At 70.2% G+C, this 22187-nt stretch carries 14 protein-coding genes and 5 pseudogenes; 8 read left to right on the forward strand and 11 right to left on the reverse strand.

What is annotated here, in order from left to right; translation table 11 throughout:
- The 3 genes and pseudogenes from ACWFQ8_RS31615 to ACWFQ8_RS31625 form a co-directional block, all read right to left on the reverse strand.
- A partial coding sequence (locus ACWFQ8_RS31615) for a cytosine permease (RefSeq protein ID WP_453789721.1) occupies nt 1-636 on the reverse strand: 636 nt, incomplete at its 3' end.
- Between the two features lie 370 nt (nt 637-1006).
- Nucleotides 1007-1477, reverse strand: a pseudogene (locus tag ACWFQ8_RS31620) (cytosine permease); the annotation flags it as partial.
- 253 nt (nt 1478-1730) lie between these two features.
- Entirely contained in the window at nt 1731-4250 is a 2520-nt protein-coding gene (locus tag ACWFQ8_RS31625; protein ID WP_453789722.1) for a hypothetical protein, read from the reverse strand.
- A 372-nt stretch (nt 4251-4622) separates the two neighbouring features.
- On the opposite strand from ACWFQ8_RS31625, the gene ACWFQ8_RS31630 reads away from it, so the two are divergent.
- The 3 genes from ACWFQ8_RS31630 to ACWFQ8_RS31640 all read left to right on the forward strand — a co-directional run bounded on the left by ACWFQ8_RS31630 (nt 4623) and on the right by ACWFQ8_RS31640 (nt 13570).
- Nucleotides 4623-5999, forward strand: coding sequence for an aminotransferase-like domain-containing protein (locus tag ACWFQ8_RS31630; protein ID WP_453789723.1), 1377 nt, complete (start codon nt 4623-4625; stop codon nt 5997-5999).
- 216 nt (nt 6000-6215) lie between these two features.
- Complete coding sequence (locus ACWFQ8_RS31635; RefSeq protein ID WP_453789724.1) at nt 6216-9581, forward strand: hypothetical protein; 3366 nt, start codon at nt 6216-6218, stop codon at nt 9579-9581.
- Between the two features lie 2 nt (nt 9582-9583).
- Nucleotides 9584-13570, forward strand: a complete 3987-nt coding sequence (locus tag ACWFQ8_RS31640; RefSeq protein ID WP_453789725.1) for a hypothetical protein — start codon at nt 9584-9586, stop codon at nt 13568-13570.
- Nucleotides 13571-15067: 1497 nt separating this feature from the next.
- Here ACWFQ8_RS31640 and ACWFQ8_RS31645 read toward each other — a convergent pair.
- Nucleotides 15068-15520 carry an NADAR family protein gene (locus ACWFQ8_RS31645; RefSeq protein WP_453789726.1) on the reverse strand — a complete coding sequence of 151 codons (453 nt, stop codon included), beginning with the start codon at nt 15518-15520 and terminating at the stop codon, nt 15068-15070.
- A gap of 64 nt (nt 15521-15584) precedes the next feature.
- Entirely contained in the window at nt 15585-16094 is a 510-nt protein-coding gene (locus ACWFQ8_RS31650) for a hypothetical protein (RefSeq protein ID WP_453789733.1), read from the reverse strand.
- A 395-nt stretch (nt 16095-16489) separates the two neighbouring features.
- Here ACWFQ8_RS31650 and ACWFQ8_RS31655 point away from each other — a divergent pair, with 395 nt between their 5' ends.
- Both ACWFQ8_RS31655 and ACWFQ8_RS31660 read left to right on the forward strand, forming a co-directional pair.
- Nucleotides 16490-16564: a hypothetical protein gene (locus ACWFQ8_RS31655; RefSeq protein ID WP_453789734.1), complete on the forward strand. Its 75-nt coding sequence runs from the start codon at nt 16490-16492 to the stop codon at nt 16562-16564.
- Nucleotides 16565-16855: 291 nt separating this feature from the next.
- On the forward strand, nt 16856-17029 hold the full coding sequence (locus ACWFQ8_RS31660) for a hypothetical protein (protein WP_453789727.1): 174 nt from the start codon (nt 16856-16858) through the stop codon (nt 17027-17029).
- Between the two features lie 921 nt (nt 17030-17950).
- Here ACWFQ8_RS31660 and ACWFQ8_RS31665 read toward each other — a convergent pair.
- The 5 genes and pseudogenes from ACWFQ8_RS31665 to deoC all read right to left on the reverse strand — a co-directional run.
- A pseudogene (locus tag ACWFQ8_RS31665) lies at nt 17951-18043 on the reverse strand (IS5/IS1182 family transposase); the annotation flags it as partial.
- 29 nt (nt 18044-18072) lie between these two features.
- Nucleotides 18073-18477: an ATP-binding protein gene (locus ACWFQ8_RS31670; protein WP_453789728.1), complete on the reverse strand. Its 405-nt coding sequence runs from the start codon at nt 18475-18477 to the stop codon at nt 18073-18075.
- 80 nt (nt 18478-18557) lie between these two features.
- Nucleotides 18558-18800: a hypothetical protein gene (locus tag ACWFQ8_RS31675; protein WP_453789729.1), complete on the reverse strand. Its 243-nt coding sequence runs from the start codon at nt 18798-18800 to the stop codon at nt 18558-18560.
- Between the two features lie 189 nt (nt 18801-18989).
- On the reverse strand, nt 18990-19736 hold the full coding sequence (locus tag ACWFQ8_RS31680; protein ID WP_453789730.1) for a recombinase family protein: 747 nt from the start codon (nt 19734-19736) through the stop codon (nt 18990-18992).
- On the reverse strand, nt 19737-20492 hold the full coding sequence (gene deoC / locus ACWFQ8_RS31685) for a deoxyribose-phosphate aldolase (protein WP_453789731.1): 756 nt from the start codon (nt 20490-20492) through the stop codon (nt 19737-19739).
- A 123-nt stretch (nt 20493-20615) separates the two neighbouring features.
- Here deoC and ACWFQ8_RS31690 point away from each other — a divergent pair, with 123 nt between their 5' ends.
- Nucleotides 20616-21344 (forward strand): GntR family transcriptional regulator, encoded by a 729-nt coding sequence (locus tag ACWFQ8_RS31690; protein ID WP_453789732.1) that lies wholly within the window; start codon nt 20616-20618, stop codon nt 21342-21344.
- Nucleotides 21345-21589: 245 nt separating this feature from the next.
- On the opposite strand, the pseudogene ACWFQ8_RS31695 reads toward ACWFQ8_RS31690, so the two are convergent.
- Nucleotides 21590-21758 (reverse strand): annotated as a pseudogene (locus ACWFQ8_RS31695) (ISAzo13-like element transposase-related protein); the annotation flags it as partial.
- Here ACWFQ8_RS31695 and ACWFQ8_RS31700 point away from each other — a divergent pair.
- Nucleotides 21753-21946, forward strand: a pseudogene (locus tag ACWFQ8_RS31700) (IS630 family transposase); the annotation flags it as partial. The pseudogenes ACWFQ8_RS31695 and ACWFQ8_RS31700 sit on opposite strands and share 6 nt — an antisense overlap.
- 1 nt (nt 21947) lies before the next feature.
- Nucleotides 21948-22082 (forward strand): annotated as a pseudogene (locus tag ACWFQ8_RS31705) (IS5/IS1182 family transposase); the annotation flags it as partial.
- Nucleotides 22083-22187: the final 105 nt, after the last annotated feature.

Below are 22187 nucleotides of genomic sequence, written 5' to 3' on the forward strand. Positions count from 1 at the left end.
CCGGGGTCCCCCTCCGTGCCCCCGGGCTGGGGGGTCTCTGTTTGCCGGGGGCCCCCCCCCCGCCGGTGGGGGGCCGGCCCCGCCCCCCCCCCCCCCCCCCACCACGCGGCGTTCCTTGGTGAGGTCGACTGACCGGCAGAACAGCAGGTATGTCAGGCCTGCCACGGGCAGGCCGATGAAGATGGAGTAGTCGGCACCGCCCAGGCCCCGCGCTGCGGCACCGGTGAAGGGGACGGTGACCATGAAGGGGATCATCACCGCGATGCACAGGGCATAGGCGAGGTTGCCGCGCCATCCCCAGCGTCCGTACATGCCCCTCGGGTTGAAGAGTTCCGCGATTGCATAGGCGCCCTTGCGGACGAAGAAGTAGTCCACCAGGTTGATCGCCGTCCACGGCGTGAAGAGGTAGGTGAGGAAGATGAGCACATTGCTGTAGAACGAGTTGAACCTGTCGACGCCCACGAACTGGGCGATCCCCCAGACCAGAACGAACATGATGCCGATGCAGACCGCGCGGATGCGGCGAGTCGGACGTACGGGGGCGAAGCTGTCCCAAATCGAGATGAGGGCCATCATCCCGCCGTACTGGTTGATGGCCATGACGGAGAGCAGGCCGATGAGGAGCGCGGCGACCAACCGCCACTCCCAGGCCGTCCACCAGGCCGTCGGCCAGCTGCTGGAAAGCGGCCACGGGGGTGGCGTCGGGGGCGGCGGAAGCGGCGGCGGCACCGATGCCGAACACCCAGATCGCCGACAGGCCGCTGGGCGCGTACGTCCACCAGAAGGCGGACCGCACCTTGGTCTCGGCTGGCAGGTAGCGTGAGTAGTCCGAGACGTAGGGCGCCCAGCCCAGCTGGAATCCCGTCACGATCACGAAGACGGTCATGAAGGCAGTGGTGTCGAAGTCGCCGAACGCGAAGGCCCCGGAGGGAAGTCCTCCGTCGGCGAACACGGCGAAGGTGAGTACGGCCATGAGCGCGGCCATGGGCCAGGCCAGCCACCGGTTCAGCCGGTGGATCCACCGGTATCCGAACAGGATGTGTACGGCATCGCCCGACAGAACCGCGTCCGTGGCGTTGAAGGCCAGGTAGTTGACCAGAGCGAACACCCACACGGTCAGAGCGGCCCCAAGGTATCCGAACTGGGCGCGCGACTGCACGAGCTGGGGAAGTCCGAGCTGAGGCCCTTGGGCCGAGTGGAAGGCCATGAAGAACGTGCCGAACAGCGAGCCCAGCACCGTGGCGACCAGGGTCCACATCAGGCTCGTGCCGATGCTCAGCGCGGTGACACCGGTGGCCATTGCGGTGACGTTGATGTTGCCGACGAACCACAGCGCGCCCAGGTGGCGCACCGTACCGTGGCCTTCGGTGCGGGGAATCCAGTCGATGGAGCGGATCTCGATGCCGGCCGCTCGGACCGCAGGCTCCTTGGGCCCCGTGGTTGGGGGCGCACTCGACGCCGGGGTGGGTGTGGGCATGTGGTCCTCGTATGTGCTTGGAGAATCAAGTCGTGTGTCCGAGAGTCACAGGCTCGATCCGGGTCCGCGTCAGCATCGCCTACTCAACCGCCCCGCGCGAAGGAACCCCTGCGAGGAGGACCTGCGGATCCCTGCCGCGACGAGCCGGGCGGGCGGACCGGGATGCGGTGGCACCCGGATCCGGCCGCCCGGCAGCGGATCACCCGGGTGGCCTGGAGGCCGGGATCCCGGGATCCGTTCTTCCCCGGTCCGCCTACGACGTCGGAGCGACGACGTGGAGGAGGGTCCGGTACTTGCCCTTCCCAACCTTGTTGATCACGACGACGGCGCAACTTCCCGTCGCTTCGAAGGTGACCGTCTCGGTCCCGCCGCGTCCCGTGGCGTTCGCCCGGGCCACGTGGTGCGCCCGGTTGACCACCCACGTGGTCGCGTCCGCGGTGGAGCACATCACGTAGAGCTCCCCGTCCTGGGTTGAGTTCTCCGGGGTCAGCGTGAGTCGCACCCGCTCACCGGTCAGCGAGACGTTGAACACGGCCGCGACGTCGTCCGGTGCCATGGACACCGTGCGGGGCACCTCCCGTACGAGCGGATCGGCGGGCGCCTCGGCGAACTCGGCCCGGTACGCGGTCGTGCCCAGCCCCGGTGACGGCACCCGTGGGTAATAGTCGCCGAGTGCGCGGCGACCGGAGCTGGAGTCGACGGCGACGAAGTCGACCTCGGACGAACCCGCCATGTTGCTCTCGCCCAGGCTGGTCGCCTGAATGGCGTCGTCGAACAGCCTCAGGTCGTAGTCGGTGCCGGCCGGCCGGACGGCCATCACGGACCACCCGTGCTGGACGGTGTTGAACTGGAAGTTGTGCGCCGTGGCCGGGTGTGGCCGGGCAACCGGGACGTTGGCGGTCAGCGGGTCGCGGAAGCCCAGGTCGATGGTGTTCTGGAACAGCGTAGCCAGCACGGAACTCGACGTGGTGGCGTACCCGTCGGCCTGACGTGAGTTCCAGAACTCCGCGAAGGAGAGGTTGACGTGATGCTGCATCGTGTTCCAGATACTGGCCGGGCCTTCGGAGGTCCGGTCCCAGTACTTCTCGTTCGCGCCGTCCTCCAGGTCATGCAGCGCGGCCGCTACGCGGCCCTCCACAGTGGGGCCGTCGGCCCAGGTGGTCGTGCCCCAGGTAGGCGTCTCCATCGACATGCAAGCGCCTTCGAGGCAGTAGTCGGACACCTGGTAGACGCTCAGGGGGACCCAGTCTGCGAAACCTTCGATCCAGGCACAGCCGAGGTTCGACGCGTTATTCGGGTAGTGCGGCGTCGCGCACCGGTTGCCCGGCTGCTCCATGGCGTCCGAGTGGTCACCGACCTCGTCGTGCAGCCGGTATGACATATCCATGATGGCGTGGGCCATCTCGTGGGCGATGGTCATGCGCTCGCTGCCGTGGTTGCCCTTGAGGTGGATCGCGTTGTCGAGGAACGAGTACATCGTGTTCTCGGTGGACGTCGCGGACCAGTGGAGGACGATCTGCTGGCAGATCGTGTCCTTCTCGTCCCAGCAGTCGGCCGCCACCCTCCACAGCGCCACGTCGTTAACCGTGTCGAACGCCTCTAGAGCGGGGTTGTCGGTGGGGTCGGCCGGCCCCCTGACCCCGACGTTCAGCCCGTCGGTGACGTTCTCGAAGACCTCGCTCCCCCATTCGAAGACGCGGTCACCGGCGGTCGAGGTCGTCCCCGTCCCCGAGCCCGTGTCCGTCGATCCCGTCTGCTTGAGCGCCCACAGGTTGTTCTCGGTGAGGTAGGCGACGACGGCGTCCTGCCCGCTGCCGTCCTCTTCCACGGCGGGGAAGCACAACTCGTAGTTGCCCTCCTGGTCGGTGACCCCGACGGCCAGCAGGGACTCGCCGGAGGCATCGACGTCGAACGCCTTTACCTCGACGTTCATGCTCGCGTGGGAGTTTCCGTTCCTGTCGAGGTACTCCCAGCCGCCGGAGATGCAGGACCTCCCCGGCCCCGGCCCGCCGTCCGAGGGTCCCTCGGCCCTCGCCGCCCCCGCAGCGGACGGGTCCTGCGTGACCGGGGCGAACTGCTGTGCCTTCCGGCCCAGTCCGGCCTTCTGAGGTACCACCCCCGCAGTGGCATGCCGGGTGGCCTTCCGCACAGCGCTGGGGGCAGCCGCTGCTGGCGCCGAGTCCGGCGCCGTGACCGTCGTCGACACCACGGTCTCCGCGGCCTCGCCCAGCACGTCCCCCGCAGCCACCCGGGCCTGGATCTGTGCCCGGCCCGCGGACGTTGCCCTCACCCTGCCGGTCAGCAGCGTCGGCCGGTCAGCCGAGAGCGTGACGCTGCCGCTGGCACGGTGCAGCACCTGCCCGTAGGCCTTCGCACCGGAGACCTCCCGCATCCCCGTCGGTAGCGACTGCCAACTCAGGGTCTCCGGCAGGTCCACTTGGATCTGCACGTCGTCCCTGGTGAACTGCGCCAGCACCTCGACGCGCACGTCGACCGTCTCGCCCACCGCCGGGGACTTCGCGAGCGACGCCTGCACCCGCACACAACTGGCGAACTCGCTGCCCGAGGGCAGAGAGCATCCCGGCCCGGCCGGCGCGGCCTGCGCCGCGGGCCGCGGGCCGGCAGAAGTGTCCGCGCGGGCCGTTGCACCGGTACCCGCCAGGGTGGCCACGAGCAGGCCGCCGGCGGCGCACACGCTGCCCAGCCAGTGACGCGAACGAATCGTCCGGGCCGCCCGGCGTTCATGCGGCTGGACGAGCGATGGTGGTTTCACCTGGATCCTTCCGATCGGAGCCGGCCCCTGCGGGCCGAGTACACGGGCCGACTCTGGCCAATGTATTCCGGCCAGGGCGTACCACTTCCGGCCGGATTCCACCGGACCAGTTCCAGCGGGCCGCCACGCAGCCGCTGCCGGGTCCCGGCGGCCCAATGCACAGGACCGCGCCCCTCGCCGGCGGGCCCGGACCGGGGAGCCAAGAGGAGTAGGCGCTACTCACGCCGCGCGGAGCCGCACCGACTAACAACGAGGCACGGTGCGGCCTGCCTTGGAGCACGGCCGCGCCACCGGCCCCCTCGGCCTGCTGGCGGCAGCGGTCCGGCCGTGCTCCTACCTGCGATTCAGAGGACCATGCGAACCAGCGAACCCATGAACCTCCCCATCTCGGTCGACCCCGGCTCGCTCCGTCCGCTGCGCGACCAGATCACCGACGAGATCCGCGCGCTGATCCGAGATGGGGTCCTACCCGCGGGTGCCCGGCTGCCGTCCACCCGGACACTCGCCATCTCGCTGAAGGTCTCGCGGTCCGTGGCGGTCGCGGCCTACGAGAGGCTCGCGGCGGCCGGCCACATCCGGACCGGCCGGGGGTCGGGCGCCTACGTGAACCGTCTCTCGTCCATGGTCGGCCTGCCCGCCCCGGTCCCCGTCCGCCGGGCGGCTGGCTCGGAGCGCGTCATCGACTTCACCCCCGGGCGGCCGGGCACCGAGCACTTCCCCCTCCCGGCATGGCGGTCGGCGTGGCGGCGGGCCAGCCACCGGCCGCCTCCGCACGTACAGGACCCCCTCGGCGAGGCGGACCTCAGACGGGCCGTCGCCGCGTATGTCCGGGACAGCCGCGGCGTCGTCTGCGAGGCCGACCAGGTCGTCATCGCCGCAGGCACGCAGGCGGCGGCCCGCTGCGCCGCCCACGTGATCGCGGCGCAGGCCGGCGGTCTGGCGTGCGGCGGGCCGACCTGGGGCGAGATCCGGGGGGCGTTCAGCGGCAGCGCCGTGACGCTGTCACCGGCAGCGGCCGACGAGGAAGGACTGGTCGCCACCGGACTGCCGGACTCCGTCCGCCATCTCGCGGTCGACCCGGACCACCAGCCCCTCGGTGTGCCCATGTCGGGGGCCCGGCGGCGCCAGTGGCTGGCCTGGGCGCGCCACAGCGGCGGGGTACTCCTCGAACACGACCTCTACGGCGACTTCCGGTACGAGGCGCCGCCGCCGAGCCTGTGGTCCATGGGCGCCCGGAACGCACCGGCGATGTACCTCGGCTCCCTGAGCAGACTGCTGGACCCGACACTGCAGGTGGACTACGTCATCCTCTCCGCGTCCCTCGGCGTACGCCGCAGCTTCCTCCAGCACGTCAACGAGCCTCCTGCGCCGATCGTTCAGCAGGCGGTGCACCACCTCGTCGACGAGGGCCACCTGACCCGGTACGGGCGCCGGATGGCCCCGCTGTACCGGCGCAAGCGGGAGGCCGTCCGGCGCGTGCTGGGCGGGCTCGGCGATGCCGGCCAGCTGACCCGTACGGAGGCCGGCCTGCCCGCGGTCCTCGTGTTGCCACCAATGGTGTGCGGCCGGACCGTGGCCCGTGAGCTGTGGCACCGCGGCGTCCTCGTACCGCCACCGGGCCCGCCTGACGGCACCACCTCGCTGTCCCCCGCCCGTTTGGTGCTCGGATACGCCCATCTCCCGGCGCCCGATCTGGAACGAGGACTGTCGCTGATCGCACGCGTGGTGACCGAGACCGCCTCCTCCTGAGGGACGGCATGAGTAGCAACTACTCTCGAACGCTTCACCGAGGGGAGACCACGCTCTTCCATGCGCCCCGGGACCGACGAACGGGCCTGCCAGGCGCCCCAGAGAACGGACGGAGAGCGCCGACGCCGGCCCTGCGCCCCCCGGCGTGCCGGTCTCCCGCTCTCCGTCCGTGCCCGGGCCCCAGGCCCGGCACGTACGACATCGAGGAAGGTGACAGTGCCTGCCAACCCACCGCCGCACCGGGCCGTTCCCCGGCGGCTGTTCCTGCGGATGACCGGCGCCGCCGGCGTCGTCATCGGTGCCGCCGTGGCCGGCGGGACCGGGTTCCTGTCCCGTCCCGCCGCCCGACCCGTCGAGCTGCCCGTACAGACCACGTACCTGCGGCGCCGTGACGACATGCTCAATCTGCGCATCTCCCTGGTCAACTTGCGCATCGCCGACCCGGCAGCACCCCAACTCACCAAGACGATGGCGGACCAGCCCGCCTACCTCGTCGTGGACTTCGGACCTCAGGCCGCCCAGGAACGGGCCTTCACCGACCCCGGGCCGCTGGGCCAGGCACCGGTCCAGCTGGAATGGGGAGGCTCGAGCCGCCTCGCCTTCGACGTGAGCGACCACCTGCCGCTGCCCTACACCACCGAAGCCCTGCTGGCCTGGGCCGGCTTCGGCCCAAGGCTCGTGCCCAACGCCCAGGGACGCGCGGTTCCCGACAACTTCAGCGGGATCCTGCGCGCTCCCACGAGCGCGGAGACGGCGCTGGAAGTGCCGTACGGAGTGATCGTGTCGCCGGACAGCGGCGGCGGATGGTGTCACGTAGAGGCCGCCGACGTCCCGGACTCGCCCAGCGGCTGGACGGAGCTGTGGCACACCCGACTGGGCACCCGCGCGTACGACGAGGACCGGGAGCGCTGGGTGGCGGCCGAGACGGGCGCGTCAAGGGTGCTGCGCGCCGTGTGGATGACGGATCCGCGGTTCCCCGGCTGGCTCGGCTCTCCCAGCGCGGTGCCCGACTCCGGCGACTTTCCCGCATCCCTGACGCCCCGTAACCGGTACGACCTGGTGCGGCTGTCGTCCGACTTCTCCCTCACCACGCCGCTCTCCGCGCTGCCAGCACCGATCGAGGCCGACGCCCTATCACTCTCTGCGCTCGGCGCCACCCTGGACGCGCACGGCACCTGGGACACCACGGGCAGCGGCTTCACCTCCGGCCTCGCCGAGTGGTCGCACCTGCTCACCCAGGGCCGCGACCAGAAGGTGCGTGTCGTCCAGCACGGCTACCTCCTGCCCTTTGGCCACCGCGCGGCGTTCGTGCAGGTGACCGAGCGGGAGATCGCGCGTGACGACGGCGGCGCCGTCGGCGGGTACCTGCGCACGCGCGTGTTCCTGGTGGTGCTCCAGGCGGAGCGCGACTTCGCCGCGGACCCGCACACCCCGGCCGCGGGCCGGGCCCTGCCGTTCCGCCGGATCCGAGCGCTCACCCGTACCACCACCGGCCTGGACTCCCCGGCGGGGGACGGCTACGTCCCGTCCTCGGCCCCTCCGGCCGCAGGCTCCGACCGGGCGTTCGCCTTCCTGGCGAAGTCCGGTTCCGTGCCGCTGCCCCTGCACTTCGTCGGGGTCGACTGGGAAGGCAGAAGAGTCCCGTTCACCGCCCCGGTGGTCTTCGTCAACGAGCAGGGCGCGACGGACAGTACCTTCCGCACGGCGGTCGCCCGGCAGTACAACACCACGACGGCACCGACGGACCCCTCCCGGCTCGGCAGGATCGGCGGCCCGGTGCTGGCCCTGGCCGCAGCCTCCAAGCCAGGGGACACGAGCCTGGCGGTGCGGACCCTGTCGTTCGCCGTCACGGCCTCGGACCCCGCCACCACCGGCGTGCCCGGCTTCCCCGCCGTGGCCCAGATCACCGCCGCGCTGCCCGGCGCGGTCCGCGCCCTGGCCGAGGACCCACAGGAGGCGGTCCTGGCGTACTTCCCGGACTACCTCCTCGACGGATTCGATTCGGCGCGCAACACCGCCGGCGTCTACCTGGCCAAGGCGGAGGGCACCCTGGCCCCAGCCCTACAGTTCGCGGCCGACAAGAGCGGCGGCATCACCACCCCCGGGTTGGTCCTCGACGGCCTGTCCCGGAAGTTCGGCCCCGTCACCGGAGACCTGGCGCAGGCCGCCCGCGAGCGCTTCGACCCGGCGCGGATGTTCGACGCGCTCGATGCCAGGATCCTCGGCGGCATCAGGCTCCAGGACGTCCTGCGGGCGCCGGCCGACGGCGCCGCCAACGCCGAACAGGCGCTCAAGGTGGTCTCCGAGGAGTTCCACCGGGTCGCGGACGGGGTCCGCGAACTGGAGCGGACCGAGGCGAGGCTGACGTGGCGCCCGCAGCTGAAGGCGGGTCCTGGAGCGCTCGGCATGTTCGTGCCCGGAGCCCACGGCCGGCTCGACATCGAGGCGGTGTCGGCCGTCCGGCTGCTGCCGCCGCTGGACGCCACCTACTCCGTCCGGGGCGAACTCAGCGACGTGTCGCTCAACATCTGGGGGGACTCGGGCGCGGCTCACTTCGTCACCGTCGAAATCAGGTCGCTGCGGTTCACCGCGGCCAAGGGCCAGAAGGCCGACATCGACTGCGAGCTAGGCGCGGTGTCCTTCCACGGCCCGCTGAAGTATCTGGAGGAGGTGGCCCGGCTCTGCCGGCTGTCAGGGCCGGGCGCACCCGGCGCTTCGCCCGCCGCCACCGGTACCTCCTCGCGCGCGTCGAGGACGGCGGCCCGCCGACCGCTCTTCCCGGCCCGTGCGGCGGCGTCCGATGCCGCTCCTGTGGGCGGCGGCCCGGGGTCGCCGCTGTCGGTGGCCGTCGTCGGTCGGCAGATCCAGGCCGAGCTGTCGCTCGCCCTGCCGTCGCTGGCCTTCGGCGTCTTCGCCCTCGACTCCATGACGCTGTTCGCGGGGCTGTACCTGCCCTTCGACGGGTCGCCGGTGCGGTTGCGGTTCGCACTGAACAGCCGTGACACACCTTTCGGCCTCACCCTCTCCTTCCTTGGCGGCGGCGGCTTCTTCGCGCTGGAGGCGGGCGCCGACGGGGTGGAGAGCCTCGAAGTCGCTCTGGAGGCCGGCGCGGGTACCGCCTTCGACGTGGCCGGCGTGGTCTCGGGCCACGTCGAGGCCAAGGTCGGCATTTACTTCGGCGTCCGCACGGTCGCGGTAGGCGACGGCACGGCGCAGGAAGTGGAACTCTCCGCCTATATCCGGCTCGGCGGCAGGGTCGAGGTGCTCGGCCTAGTCTCCGCGTCACTGGACTGCTACCTGGCACTCACCTACTACTCGGGTCCCGACCGCCTGGTCGGCGAGGCCAGTGTGACGTTCTCGATCGACCTCTGCTTCTTCGAGACCTCGGTCAGTTTCCACGTGCGGCGGGAACTGGCCGGCGGTGGTGCCGGTGACACCACCACCGCCGACGCGCGCGCCTCGCGCGCGTCGGCACGGGCCACCGCAGCCCCTGCGGCCGCCACCGGCCACGGCTTCCGCGATGCCTACCGGCAACAGGACTGGACCTCGTACTGCACCGCCTTCGCACCCGTGGGAGCCTGACCGTGACCAGACAGAGTGTCATGTGGACCGTACTGCCGCGCGGAGCCGGATCGGGCGGCGCCGTGTTCGCCGTCCACGTCGCACCACGGCTGCGCACCGACGGGAAGGACAGCCCCCTCTCCCACTTCCCCGACTGGACGGACTGGCCGGCAACCCTGGCGGGCGCCGCCTTCCGCCTGCACCTGCCGGAGACCGGCGCCACCCCCGTAGGCCTGGTGTCGGAGCCGGACAGCGCCCGGTGGGCAGCACTCTTCACCCCCGACACCCCCGTCCGCGGGCACGCCTTCCAGAACCACACCGGCCGCCTCGTCCGCTCTTACCCGGTCAGCCATGTGCTCTCCTTCCTCGCCGACCGCTGGGGGCGGTTCGGCGCCCTATCCCCCCAGGAGGCTCCGACGTACGACGACCTCGCCGCCGGGAGCGGCTTCGGCCCCATCGGCTTCGAGGAAGTGACCGTCGCCAGCCACCAGAAGAGCGGCTACGGGCGGCGCGACGCGGCCGTCACGGCGCTGGAGGAGGTGCTCGTACGGAAACGGGCGATCGGCTTCGACCCCTCGCAGGCAGGCTCCGCCGACGGCCTGGCACAGGCGTTCCTCCAGGTGGACCGCTTCCACCGGCGCGGCAGGAAACCCGGCTCGGGCGCCCTGGCCCCCCAGGCCCGCCGGCGCCTGGACTTCCACGAGGCGGTCGCGGCAACGCGCGAGTACCGCCGCCTGCAGCGGATGTTGGGTCTGGTGGTCGAGTTCGAGGCGAGCGACCCGGCCGTCCGCTCCCTGCTGACCGGTGCGGCTCGCGAGACCTGGGCGGCCCTGGAGGTCACCTGGTCACCGAAGCTGCCCTCCAGCGGGGCCCGGGTCGACGTCCTGCCCCGTACCCGCTGCCTGATCGGAGGGAACCGCTTCGAGGCCGTGCCGCGCAACGCCGCGTCCAGCGACACCGCCCACGGCATGCTGCGGGTCGGTCGCGAGGACCGCTTTCTGGTCGTTCCAGTCGACCCCGACGGCGGCGCCCTGCTGGCACGCCAGTTCGCCGACACGGTCACGCGTTCACGGATCGTCATGGGTGGCCCGCGCGGCAAGCGCAGCCACGCCGGACCCGACCGGTTCGCGCTGCCCGCGCTGCGGTCGGCCGGGCTGTCGGTGGCCAGATTGGGCAGGGCCGCCGCGCTGGTGGACCTGCTGGACCGGGCGGCCGGCGCCGACTCCACCGCGTACGGCACGGACGGCGCCCCAGGCGCCGCGGTGCTCGACCTGTATGCAGAAGACCTCGTACGCGGGGAGCGCTGGGACGTCCACGACACGGCCGCTACCCCGTGGCGATCGCTCATGAACCGTCACGGCGCGTACGTCTTCCGCCGTGACGGGTGGACGGTCACGGTCACCGAGGAGGGGCAGGTCACCGTGGCGCCGACCACCTCGGGCGAGAACGGCGACACCGATCTGTACCTGGGCGAACCGCTCATGCGGTGGAACGGCTGGAGCCTGGCGGTCCACCGGGTCGGCCGTTCCCTCCAGGGCGATGGCACCTTCGCCGCCCCGGAGCCGGCCGAGGACCCCGACTTCCCCGTCACCGCGCAGTTCACCGTGCCGGGCGGGAGCCTGCCCCGGCTGCGTTTCGGGCACGAGTACCGCTTCCGAGCCCGCAGCGTAGATCTCGCCGGCGACAGCACGGCCTTCACAGAGGACGAGCTGTTCCCCAACGAGCCGGAACTGAGGACGGGCGGCGTCGTTTACCGGCGCTTCGAACCTGTTCCCGGCCCGCAGGTCCTGCCGCGGGCCCCCCACAACCCGGGGGAATCTGTACGCCGGGTGGTGATCCGCAGCGAGAACGGCGACGACACCACGGCCGCGCCGTCCGAACGCCATGTGCTGCCGCCGCGCGCCTCCCAGATGCTGGCCGAGCAGCACGGCCTGCTCGACGCGGACTCCACCGGCCACCCAGTACGGCCGGACCTGTACGCCGTGCTCGCCCAGCGGGACGCGGCACGGCTGGAGGACCTGCCGGCGGCCCACCGGACCGGACCCGACGAGGACTCCTGGTACTACGACACCGACAGCCTGGACGTGCCCTACCTGCCCGACCCGCTGGCCCGGCAGTTCCTGGTCCGCGGCCTTCCGGGCACCACGACCACACTGACGGCGGACGCCCTCGGCACCTGGCCGGAATCACGGTCCTTCCGGCTCCGGGTGGTGCGCACCGCCACCACGTCGGGATGGGTGTGGAGCGGCCGCACGCTCGAACTGCGGCTCGCCCCGGGACACGAGTACCCCTTGCAGCTCACGTCGAAGTTCGCCGCCGGCGACCTCCCGACTATGGGCGTATGGCAGTGGATCGAGGACTGGATGACCGCGCAGAACGCCTCCCGGGCCCCGGGTCAGCGCATTTCCCTGGACGCCGTGCGCAAGGCGGCAACCGGAGGCCGCCACCCCCTGCTGACCCCCGCGACCCGCCTCACCGCGGTGCACGCCGTCCGCACCCCGCTGCAACGGCCCAATCCCAAGCACCTGACCGCCGCAGATCGGCCGCCCGGGGTGACTGCCGTGCGGCTCGGCGGCGCCATCCGGCTCGACCGGCGTTCCACCGGCACGCTCGACCTGCTCGCCACGTGGGAACACCCCGTGGACAACGGCCCAGGCACGGCCGATCCGGTGACCCCCCGGACCTTCACGGCCACCCCGCTCACCGCGCGGGTGACACGGCAGCCCGACCCGGACCCCGGACCGGACGAGATCACCGTCGACACGGCGCACGAACTGGACGACACCCGTCACCGCGTCATCACCTACACCGCCCTGGCCACCAGCCGCTACACCGAGCACTTCCGGGAGGAGACGGCGATCCGGCTCGACGGCGGCAAGGCGACCCTCGGACCCTGCGAGGCGACGACGGTGAAGGCCCGTGACACCACCACCGGAAGGCTGCTGACGCCCGCGCCACCCGGCAGCTCCGATGCGGCCACCGCGACCGGGGACTACGTGTACGACGCGGCCACCCGGCTGCTCACGCGGACGGCCCACGGCGGTCTGGCGGACGACGCCCAGCTCACCGTCAGCGCGATCGCGCCCGGTATCCACCGCGAGTCCGCACCGGAGGTCCGGCACGTCCGGAGCTCGGCGCGCCCCGCCCCGCCGGTCGTAAGGCAGGTCGTCCCGCTGTTCCACTGGGACCAACCGGTCGCGGGAACGAGCCGGCGCCGGGGCAACGCCGTCCGGGTCTATTTGGAACGGCCCTGGTGGTCGTCCGGCCCGGGGGAACGGCTCGGTGTCGTAACCGCGACGGGCACCGCGGATCCGGCGGAGGCGCTGCACCCGTACCTCACCGCGCTGGGGACCGACCCGTCGGCCGTCTCGACCACCGTCACACCGTGGCCGCGGAGCGACGCGTTCCCCCGGGCCACCGCGTACAGGAGCCTGGCACCGGCCGAGGACCCCGGCGCAACGGTGACGGTCGCCGGTCATGACGTCTCTTTCGACGCCACACGCGACCTGTGGTACTGCGACATCGAACTGCGCACCGCCGCAGGGCAGTCACCCGCGTCCTGGTTCCCCTTCCTACGGCTGGCACTGGTGCGGTACCAGCCGGAGTCACTGGACGGCCTGTGGGTGTCCAAGACCGTCCAGGCCCCGATGGCACAGCTCAGCCCGGAACGGACGGCCACCGTCGTGCGTTTGGGCAACGCGCTCACCGTGACGGTCACCGGACCGGCCTACACCGCCACGTCGCAGGGCACCACACGGCCCACGATCCGGGCGATGGTGGAACAGGCCGCGCCCACGTCCCCGGACCCCCATCTGCGCTGGGCGGAGATCAGCACGGCCCACACCGCGCTCACGGCCACCGGCCCGGCGCGGAACACCACTTGGGCCGGCACGGTCCCGCTGCCGGACGGGCCCTTCGCGGACGCACCGCGGCGGCTGCGGCTGACGGAGACCGAGGAGCACCTCGACGGCCATGAGAGGCTCGTCTACCTGGACTTCCTTCCGCTGTGACACGAGAGCCGTCCGGGGTGGGGGCGAGCCAGGGCGCTCCGCGGACCACGGCCCCCCTTGCCCCCTGTCCGAAGCCCCGCCCACCCCGCCACCCGACCACCTGCACATCCGCTCACTCACAAAGGCTGAATCAGTGGGACACGGCATCCAGCGGCGTCACGAACGGGAGGCAGAAGCGGGCCACGCTGACCCCATGAACCGGCTCGGTACCGAGTTCATGGAGCAGGACCGCGTCGACGAAGCCGAGCGCTGGTACGCCGCGCCGAACGGAGCGGCCATCCGGGCGGGATGTACAACCTGGGCCTCCCGCTCTGCCGCCACCGGGGCGACTCCGTCGAGGCCGAGTCCTGGTGACGCCCCGCCGCCGAGGACGGCCACGCCCGGTCCATGGTGGCCCTGGCCGATGCGATGGCCAGCCGCGGCGACACCGGGGATGCCGGGCCCTGGTACCGGCGCGCTCCCGACGACTGCGATGCAGGGGCCGCATTCGGACTCACGGTCCTCCACGCCGACCGGGGCGACACTCAAGCCGCACTCGCCTGGTACGAACGCGCCGCGGACGGCGGCCGACCCGCGCGCCATGTGCAACCTCGCCGCCACCCACCACGCCCTCCACGGTGACCCCGGCACCGAGCTCTCCGGGTGGCGCCGCGCAGCCGAGGCCGGCAACTCCGGTGCCGCGTACCACCTGGCGGTCTGTCTCGCAGACTCCATAGTCGAGGAGGCCGAGCCCTGGTACCGCCACGCTGGATTCGGGGCACGCGGGCTCCGCCGCCAATCTGGGCATGCTGCTCGCCGAGCGAGGCGACCTCGTCGGCGCCGAACCGTGGCTGAGGCAGGCGGTGTGGCCCACAACGGGAATCACTGCGGGAGGAACAATTACGGGGTCCTTCTGCGCATGACCGGCCGGGAGGCGGAGGCACGCGCATGGCTCGAGCGCCTGTGATCCCCGCGGCCGCCTTCCCCGGGCCAGCGCGTCCACGCCCGCCACGGCGGCGAACAACGTACGCCGGCAGAGGAAGAGTTGATGGGGACGGAGGAAGTTCCCGGCTGGTTCTGGGAGGTCCTGAACATGGCCAGGCCCTGCCTGTCCGCCCCTGGAGGCATGGCTGGAGTCACAGCCGAGAAGCGTTCTGGAGGACTACGCACTGGCTCTCTGATCGACTTCTCGGAAGGCGTGACGGTCGACGGAGCAGTCTGGTCCGAGGACAGCACCGAGGACCTCCGCATGTGCGTGGTCGACCAGGGGCGCGCGTTCTGGCGTTCGACGGTCGAGGGGCCTGAGAACTGCCGGAGGCCGCACAGGCCCACCTGGGGCGCCCCTCGCCCCTCATGTGGGAGGTGACGCAGTGGGACGAGCAGGCGCACTACCCGGAGCACAACGGCTACCGGTCCCCGGGAGCTCTCGTCCACGGCGTGCATCGGACCCGCTTCGGGCAGGCAGGACCTGCACGAGCGGCTCACGGCTGGATGACCTGCCCCCGGCGAGCGCGCCCGTCACCCGCTTCGCCGTTCGGCAAGGAGCCGGCTGCGCGTACGCATCAGGATCCGGCCGAGCATATTCTTTCCGGTCCCCGTGCGGCCGCGTCCCCAGTAGTGGTCGGACGTCGTGTTTTCGACGATCTCTTCGTCTCCCGTGGCCAGCAGGATCGCGACGATGTCGGCGTGCGTGCGGAACTTGGCCGCCACGGCGCGCCGCATCACGTCGTCCTTCACCCGTTCCCAGTCCCGCCGCATCGGCTTCGACCGATCACGGCCCAGCTCCGCCGCGCGCAGAGGGGTGCGGGCCCGGCGGATGAGTTCGGCTTGGCGGGTTCCGGTGAACTTCTGTGCTTGGAAGTAGTGTTCCGTTGTCGGCCACCAATGTCCGTCGAGCTCCACGCCGTGTGCGGAGAAGTTGGAGAAGCAGCCGTAGGGAACTTCCTCGGCATCGTAGAAGTAAATCGTCAAGGGAACCTCGTGGCAGGTGTGGGAACCGCACCGTGCCAGGCGCCGGCCTGCGGTCGCAACCGACTTACCGCCCGGCCGGGACCTGCGGCCGGCTCCATCGCTCGGAACCGGGCGGCCAGACGACTTCGACAGGGAGTCCGGCGGCGCGGGCCATGGCCACCGCATCAGCCGTCCCGCCGCGGCCACGTCCCGGCAGGCCGTCCCAGACCGCCACCAACAGCTCGGCGCGGTTCAGGAGCACGCGGTTGGCGGCAGCATAGGAAGGCGCAGCGGCCCGCCGGTACGGCATGACCTTGACCTCTGCCGCCGCCCGGCACAGGCGGTCGAACTCCTCGGCGTAACCCGGATCCACCATGCGCGCGCGGTAGTCCGAGGACGGCATTACCACCAGCAGCTGCCCGCCCACGGCGAGGACGGCATCCGCAAACAGTGCGTCCGCCCCCTCGGCCAGGCAGGAGATCCCAGGCAACTCCGAGGCCGGGTAGCGGGCGAGCAGCGTGAGCAACGCCTCTCTGATCAAGGGCGTGCTCGTCCCGGTGATGTCCACGTGGCCGGACACTGCGATCGTCGCCATCTCGCTCACTTCGTCGTCGTGGAGGAACCGGACCGGGCCGGCACCGATATGAGACCGTGCGCGGTTTCCCGCAGCTCGTCGCTGAAGGCGAGGGGCTTCAGCGTTTCCGGGTCCACACGGACCTGCACCCGATGGCCGTGAGCATAAACACAACGGCCGTCTGCGGATCTCACCTGGAACTCGTACACCACGCTGGGCGCGCCCGCGGCAGGGGTATCCCATGGACAACGAAGCGATGCGGGCTGCCCGGACCTGCTGCACCAGGCACACCACCTGCGACTGGAGGACGAGCGGCGCCGCCTGCTGGAACAGGCCGCCAACCCTACCCGCGTCCGTGATCGTCACCAGCAACAAACCCCTTCGGACGCTGGGGAGAGGTCTTCGGCGACGAAACCGTGGCCGCCGCCATGATCGACCGCCTCGTCCACCACGCCGAAGTCCACTTCCTCAAGGCAACTCCTACCGCATGAAAGGACGCGAACTCGGACGCATCGCCACAACCAACGACAACGACTGAGCCGACACCACCGGGTCACTGTGCGCAGCTGTACAGGTTCACGGAGCAGGACGGCCCGATGGCGGAGATGTTCACGGCTTTCGAGGGGATGCTGTCGGAGCGATATTTCCCGCTCCTTGGTGGCTGCGACTCTCGGCGCCTCATGTCCGTGGGGGAACCGATTCAACCGGTGAGTACCCCGTGCTGGTGACCGACCGATATTGACGACCTGCCCTATGTGTCCGTCATGCACCCGGGGCGAGACGTGTACCTGGCCGACCTCGCCGGAGTAATCGACCTTGACTTCGACGACTACACCTCGCTGACCGATCACTCCGAGTATGGCCGCCGCATGCAAGAAGACGCCGCCCGCGCCAGATTCGGCCTCGGAGGGAAGGAAATCCAAGACCAGGACTGGTCCTCGGATACCAGCGACTAACCTGACGTTCCATTTTAGTGCGGCTTGTGAGTAGAATCGAGCGACGCATACGAGTGCGAAACACTGACCGTGACAGCACGCCAGGGAGCTATTTATGTCGAAGTCTGTACCGCGCTTGGAAAGCGCGATGAGTGCAGATCTGGATGTGTGCATGCACTACGACGATGCGCGGCATCGCAGGCTGCAGTGGGTAGGGTGCGGATGTCCGGGCAATTGTTGCTGCTGGGCCGAAAAGGACGCTCGTGAACTGGACCAACTGGGCGCCCCACATGTCGGACAGAAAATGCGAATATGTGCTCCAGGTGACCCCGGAGAGGGCCGGATCGGAGTCGTAACGGGTCGGCTGATGATGTGGCCGACGGATGCGGAGGAGTGCGAGACGGAGGAAGGAGCGCACGTCGTTCTTACGTTTGCTGGCAAAGGAAGCCGGACGTGGTCAGGCCCGGTCAGGCTCATTGCACCTTGCTGACCAGCCAACCAGCCAGCAACCTCGGGCACGGTCCCTGCCCGGTCATCCCGGTCATGCGACGGCCGCCTTGTCCGCTGTCCCAAGGCCGGAAGACTTCTACATCGACGCGCTCTCGCAGTTCTGCGACGAGTGGCGGCTCGGCCGCGGAACCGTCCTGCGATGGGCCCGCGGCTGGTACGTACAGCGCGGCATCAGCGAACTGCCCGCAGCCCTGCGGGACTCCCGCCGCTCGTGGACATCGAGGTCTGAGGCGAATTCGTGGGCAAGCACACGACCAAGAAGGCGGTGTCCGCCGGCAGGCATCCCTATCCGCCCGGCCCGCCCCAGACACTACAAGGCCCTCTCACCGTTCATGATCATTCTCATGACCACACGTCGTATCTGTGACACCGTCAGGCCGCCTCCGGGCGTCACTGCCGTGGTGAAAGGGCCCTTGGAGTTACTGAGTCTTTTCAGCGTTGCCGCTCCAGGGTCAGGACGGCCCTCGCGATGGACGTCATCTGGTTCGGGCTGACACGTGACCTGCGGAAGATCCGCCCGAGCTTCTTCTCGTCGGCCGCCTCGGCGAGTTCGTTCACGACATTCGCGGTGTCGTGTAGCGGACTCGCATGCCGGCCTCGGCGATCGCCGTGCCGATGCCGATCAGCAGATGCGACCTGCCGGTGCCGGAGTCGCCGATCAGGCAGAGCGGCAGGCCGGCCTTCACCCAGGCCGGATCGGCCAGGGTGTTCACCTGCTCCGGTGTGACATTGGGGTTCTTGTCGAACTCGAGGTCCTCCAGCCGCTTGGGGCGGGGGAAGTTCGCCTCCCTGACCAGCCGGGTCTTCTTGCGTTCCTCGCGCTGGAGGCACTCGGCTTCCAGCAGGTCGGCCAGAAAGTCCTTGTAGCTGGCCCGTTCCTTCAGCGCGGTGGCGGCGAGGTTTTCGAAGCGGGAACGGATCGTAGGCATATGCAGGGTCCGGCAGGCTTCGTCGCTCACGGTCTCGACGGCGCCGGCCGCGGCGTCCTTGCGGGGCTACGGTATGCGTTCACCGACGTCGAACAGGGCGGTGGTGTCAGTCATGCGGAACCTTTCGGCTGGCGGGTCAGCAGGTGGTCATAGCAGTCCACCGACTGCGGTGGGCGCCTGTCCTCGGCCAGAGCGGCCCGTCGTCGGTGCAGCGACAGCACCCGCCCGACGCTCTCCTCTGCCCAGGGCGGAGGATCGTTCTCGTCGTCCTCCGGCTTGGGGTCCCGGGCGGCGGACTCGGCCTTGCGGGCTTCGATGGCCACCACGTCCGGGCTGGTGGAACCGGCCTTCAAGGCGGCAGTATGCCGACCTGGACCGCTTCGGCGGGCATGCGCCAGTCCAACAGCAACACTTCGATCAAGGCGCGGGTGCCCTCGGCGTCGCCGTGGGCTTTGAGAGCCGAGGCCCAAAACGCCTCGTGGACGGCCGTGAAGGCCCTGTTCTCCCGAAGCTACGGCCAGTTGACAAGTAGTTCTCTGTCATCAGAGTGACGCTCGGTCAGGGAGAGCGAGGGGGGTCCGGGGACTTCGCCGGCCTGGAGGGCGGCGAAGTCGGCGGGGCCTGCTCGACGGCCTCGGGGTATGCCTCGCGCTTGGCGTGTTCGGCGAGCGCCCGGTAAATGCTGGCACCGAGGGGTTCTGTCCCTTGCGCTTGCCCATGGGGATGATCAGGTCGGGCTGGATCTGCTCGACGGACTCGCCGCCTGCCCGGCGGCGGAGCACGGTGTGGAGCATGTCATCGGTGATGACCGGCGGCTGGCCGCCGTGCTTGCCCTTGCGGGCGGCGGTGTCGAGCCTTTCCAGCGTCGACTCGCGGATGTTCTCCCGCTCCGTCTCCGCGATCGCGGCGAAGAACGCGAACAGCAGCTCCCCGGTCCGGTGGGGTCGTAGATGCCGGGCAGCGGCCCGGCGAGCATCTCCAGGACCAGGCCGTGCGCGGTGAGGTGGTCCGCCAAGGCGGTGAGTTCGGCGGCGTCGCGCCCCAGCCGCTTCATCTCGTACACCGTAAAGATGAGCCGGCAGTGCGGGGCGTGCGCCTTGACCTCCCGCGCTGTCCTCAACGCCTCCTCGAACCGGGGGCGGATCCGCACCCGAGTGCTGATCCTCTGGTTCGTTTGGGCCTTGGCGCAGGGGCGTGGGCGTCGACGGAGCCGCGGGTACGGCGAATGGCACGCGAGGCGGCAGCACCCGGCGAGGTTCCGGGGGATCACCCCCGGAACCCGCGGGCACTCAGTAGCCGGAAGCCGTGCCGTCGCTCGTCACAGGGACGTCGCCGGCGAGACGGCCCTGGAGGTCGTCCAGGATGGTGGCGGTGGCGGTGGCGCCGAAGCGGGTGGCGCCCAGGTGGTGCAGGTGGAGCAGGGTGTCGAGGGTGCGTACGCCGCCGGCGGCCTTGACCTGGATGTGCGGCGAGACGGTACGCCGCATCAGGGCGATGTCGTGAGCGGTTGCTCCGCCAGGGGCGAAGCCCGTGCTGGTTTTCACGAACGCCGCTCCCGCCGCTTCCGCCGCCTGGTATCCGGCGACCTTCTGGGTGTCGTCGAGGTACGCGTTCTCGAAGATCACCTTGACCATGCGGCCCTGTGCGGCCTCTACGACGGCGGCGATCTCATCCCGGGTGTGCGCGGTGTCTCCGCCGCGCAGACGGCCGATGTCGATGACCATGTCGATTTCCTGGGCCCCCAGGGCGACGAGCTCGGTAGTCTCGAAGACCTTGGCTGCGGCGGTCGCCACGCCATGAGGGAAGCCGACCACGGTGCCGACCGCGACATCACTGCCGGCGAGCGCGGTCACGGCGGCAGGTACGTCGGCCGGGCGCACGCACACCGAGGCGGTGCGGTACTCCAGCGCGGTCGCCAGGCCCTCGGCGACCTCGGTCGGGGTCAGCTCCGGCCGCAGCAGTGAGTGGTCGATCATCTTCGCTACCTCCTCGCGAGCGGGCAGCAGGCCGTCCCAGCGCGTGGCAGAGATTGAAGCAACAGACATGGCATTTCCCTCCAGCCATCCGTAAACTGTCTAGACAGCCTATACAGATAAGATGATGGTGTCGACGGCTCCCGCGCAGGCGGCCGCGCTCGAACCACCCCGACCCGAAGGACGACGCCCGCCATGGCCGCACCGCAGCCCCTGTACGAACGCATCGAGAAGCAGTTGCGTCGCCGGATGGCCGACGCGGTCGACGGTGACCCGTTCCCCTCGGAGCCTCGACTGGCCGAGGAGTTCGGCGTCTCGCGCATGACCGTGCGGGCGGCCCTGGCGGGGCTGGAACGCGACGGCCTGCTGGAGCGCGTGCCCGGCCGGGGAAGTTTCGTCCGCAAGGCCGCCGCCGCGCGCCCGGTCGGCACCCTGCTCAGCTTCCATGACCAGGCGCTCGCGATAGGCGCAGCGCCCCGCTCGCGTGTCCTTCAGGCAGGCCTGCGCCTCGCCACGCCCGCCGAGGCCGCAGCCCTGTACCCGGCCACGTCCGATGGAGGCGCGACCGTGGTCGTGATCAGCCGCGTCCGACTCTTCGGCGACCTGCCCGTCGCCATCGAACACGCCGCCTTCCCGGCAGCCCTCGAAACCCTGCTCACTGCGGACCTGGAGACCGGATCACTTCACAGCGCGCTGCACCGCATGGGCCTGCACCCGACTCTCGGTTCCTCCGTACTGACCGCCCGAACCGCTGACGACGACGCGTCCGAACTCGACGTGAGCTCCACCACTGCGATGCTGGTCGAGACACGCTCCATCACGGACCAACACGGCGCTCCACTGGAGCACACCGTCAGCTCCTACGTGGCCCACCGCTACGCACTTCAGGTCGACTTCTCCGTCGCCCGCCACGAGAGCCCGTGACCACTCGCCTGCGGCGGCACCACCACCCCTGCACCGATACGGGCGACAGCCCGGCCTGATGAGGACTGGCTCACCGCTCCTCGTCCTCATCGGAACCTTCCCGGGCGGAACCATTGGGCTACAACGTCCAGGCCCCCGGAGCCAACTACCAGGTGAAACCGGAGAAGGACCAGGTGGTGCCTTTAACTCTTCCTCCTTGGAAGCCATCTCATTTGGCGGCTTTGGTAGCCTGTCCTCTGTGTCGGTGACCTTGATGCCGGTGTTGTAGGTGCCCGGGTCGAGTTCGGCGTGGACTTTCAGGCCGGTGCGGGTGGTGGTTGCCTTGATGCTGTTCACGATGACGTCGTGGCTGGTCGAAGGTCTGCCTCGCCAGTTCATGGAGATGTGGGGGAACAGCCGGTGCTCGATCTTATCTACCGGCCCAAACGACACACCGACCACAAGAACGGCGGCCGCAAGAGCTTCGCCTGGACCGAGTACCGCGACCTCCTCATCGCCGCCCACCAGCAGCTCGACGGACCGATCATCCTCGTTTGGGACAGTCTCAACGTTCACAAGGATCGCCGGATGAGGCTTTCATCGATGCGCACGACTGGATTAGCGACAGCTCACCGGCGGTTCTCCGAGTGGAGCAAGGCCCGGGTGTGGGCCAAGCTCCACCGCCTGGTCCTCGATGAGCTTGGCGCCCGCGGTGAGCTGGACTGGTCGCGCTGCGCGATCGACTCGGTGAACATGCGGGAACAAACGATGGCGAGCTCAAGGGATCAACGCACCACCCCACGGATGATCATGTGGTTGTGGAGGTCCAGGTGCGTGATTACGGGTTTTCGGTGGCTCAGCAGG

Source organism: Streptomyces sp. NPDC055254, from assembly GCF_053606025.1.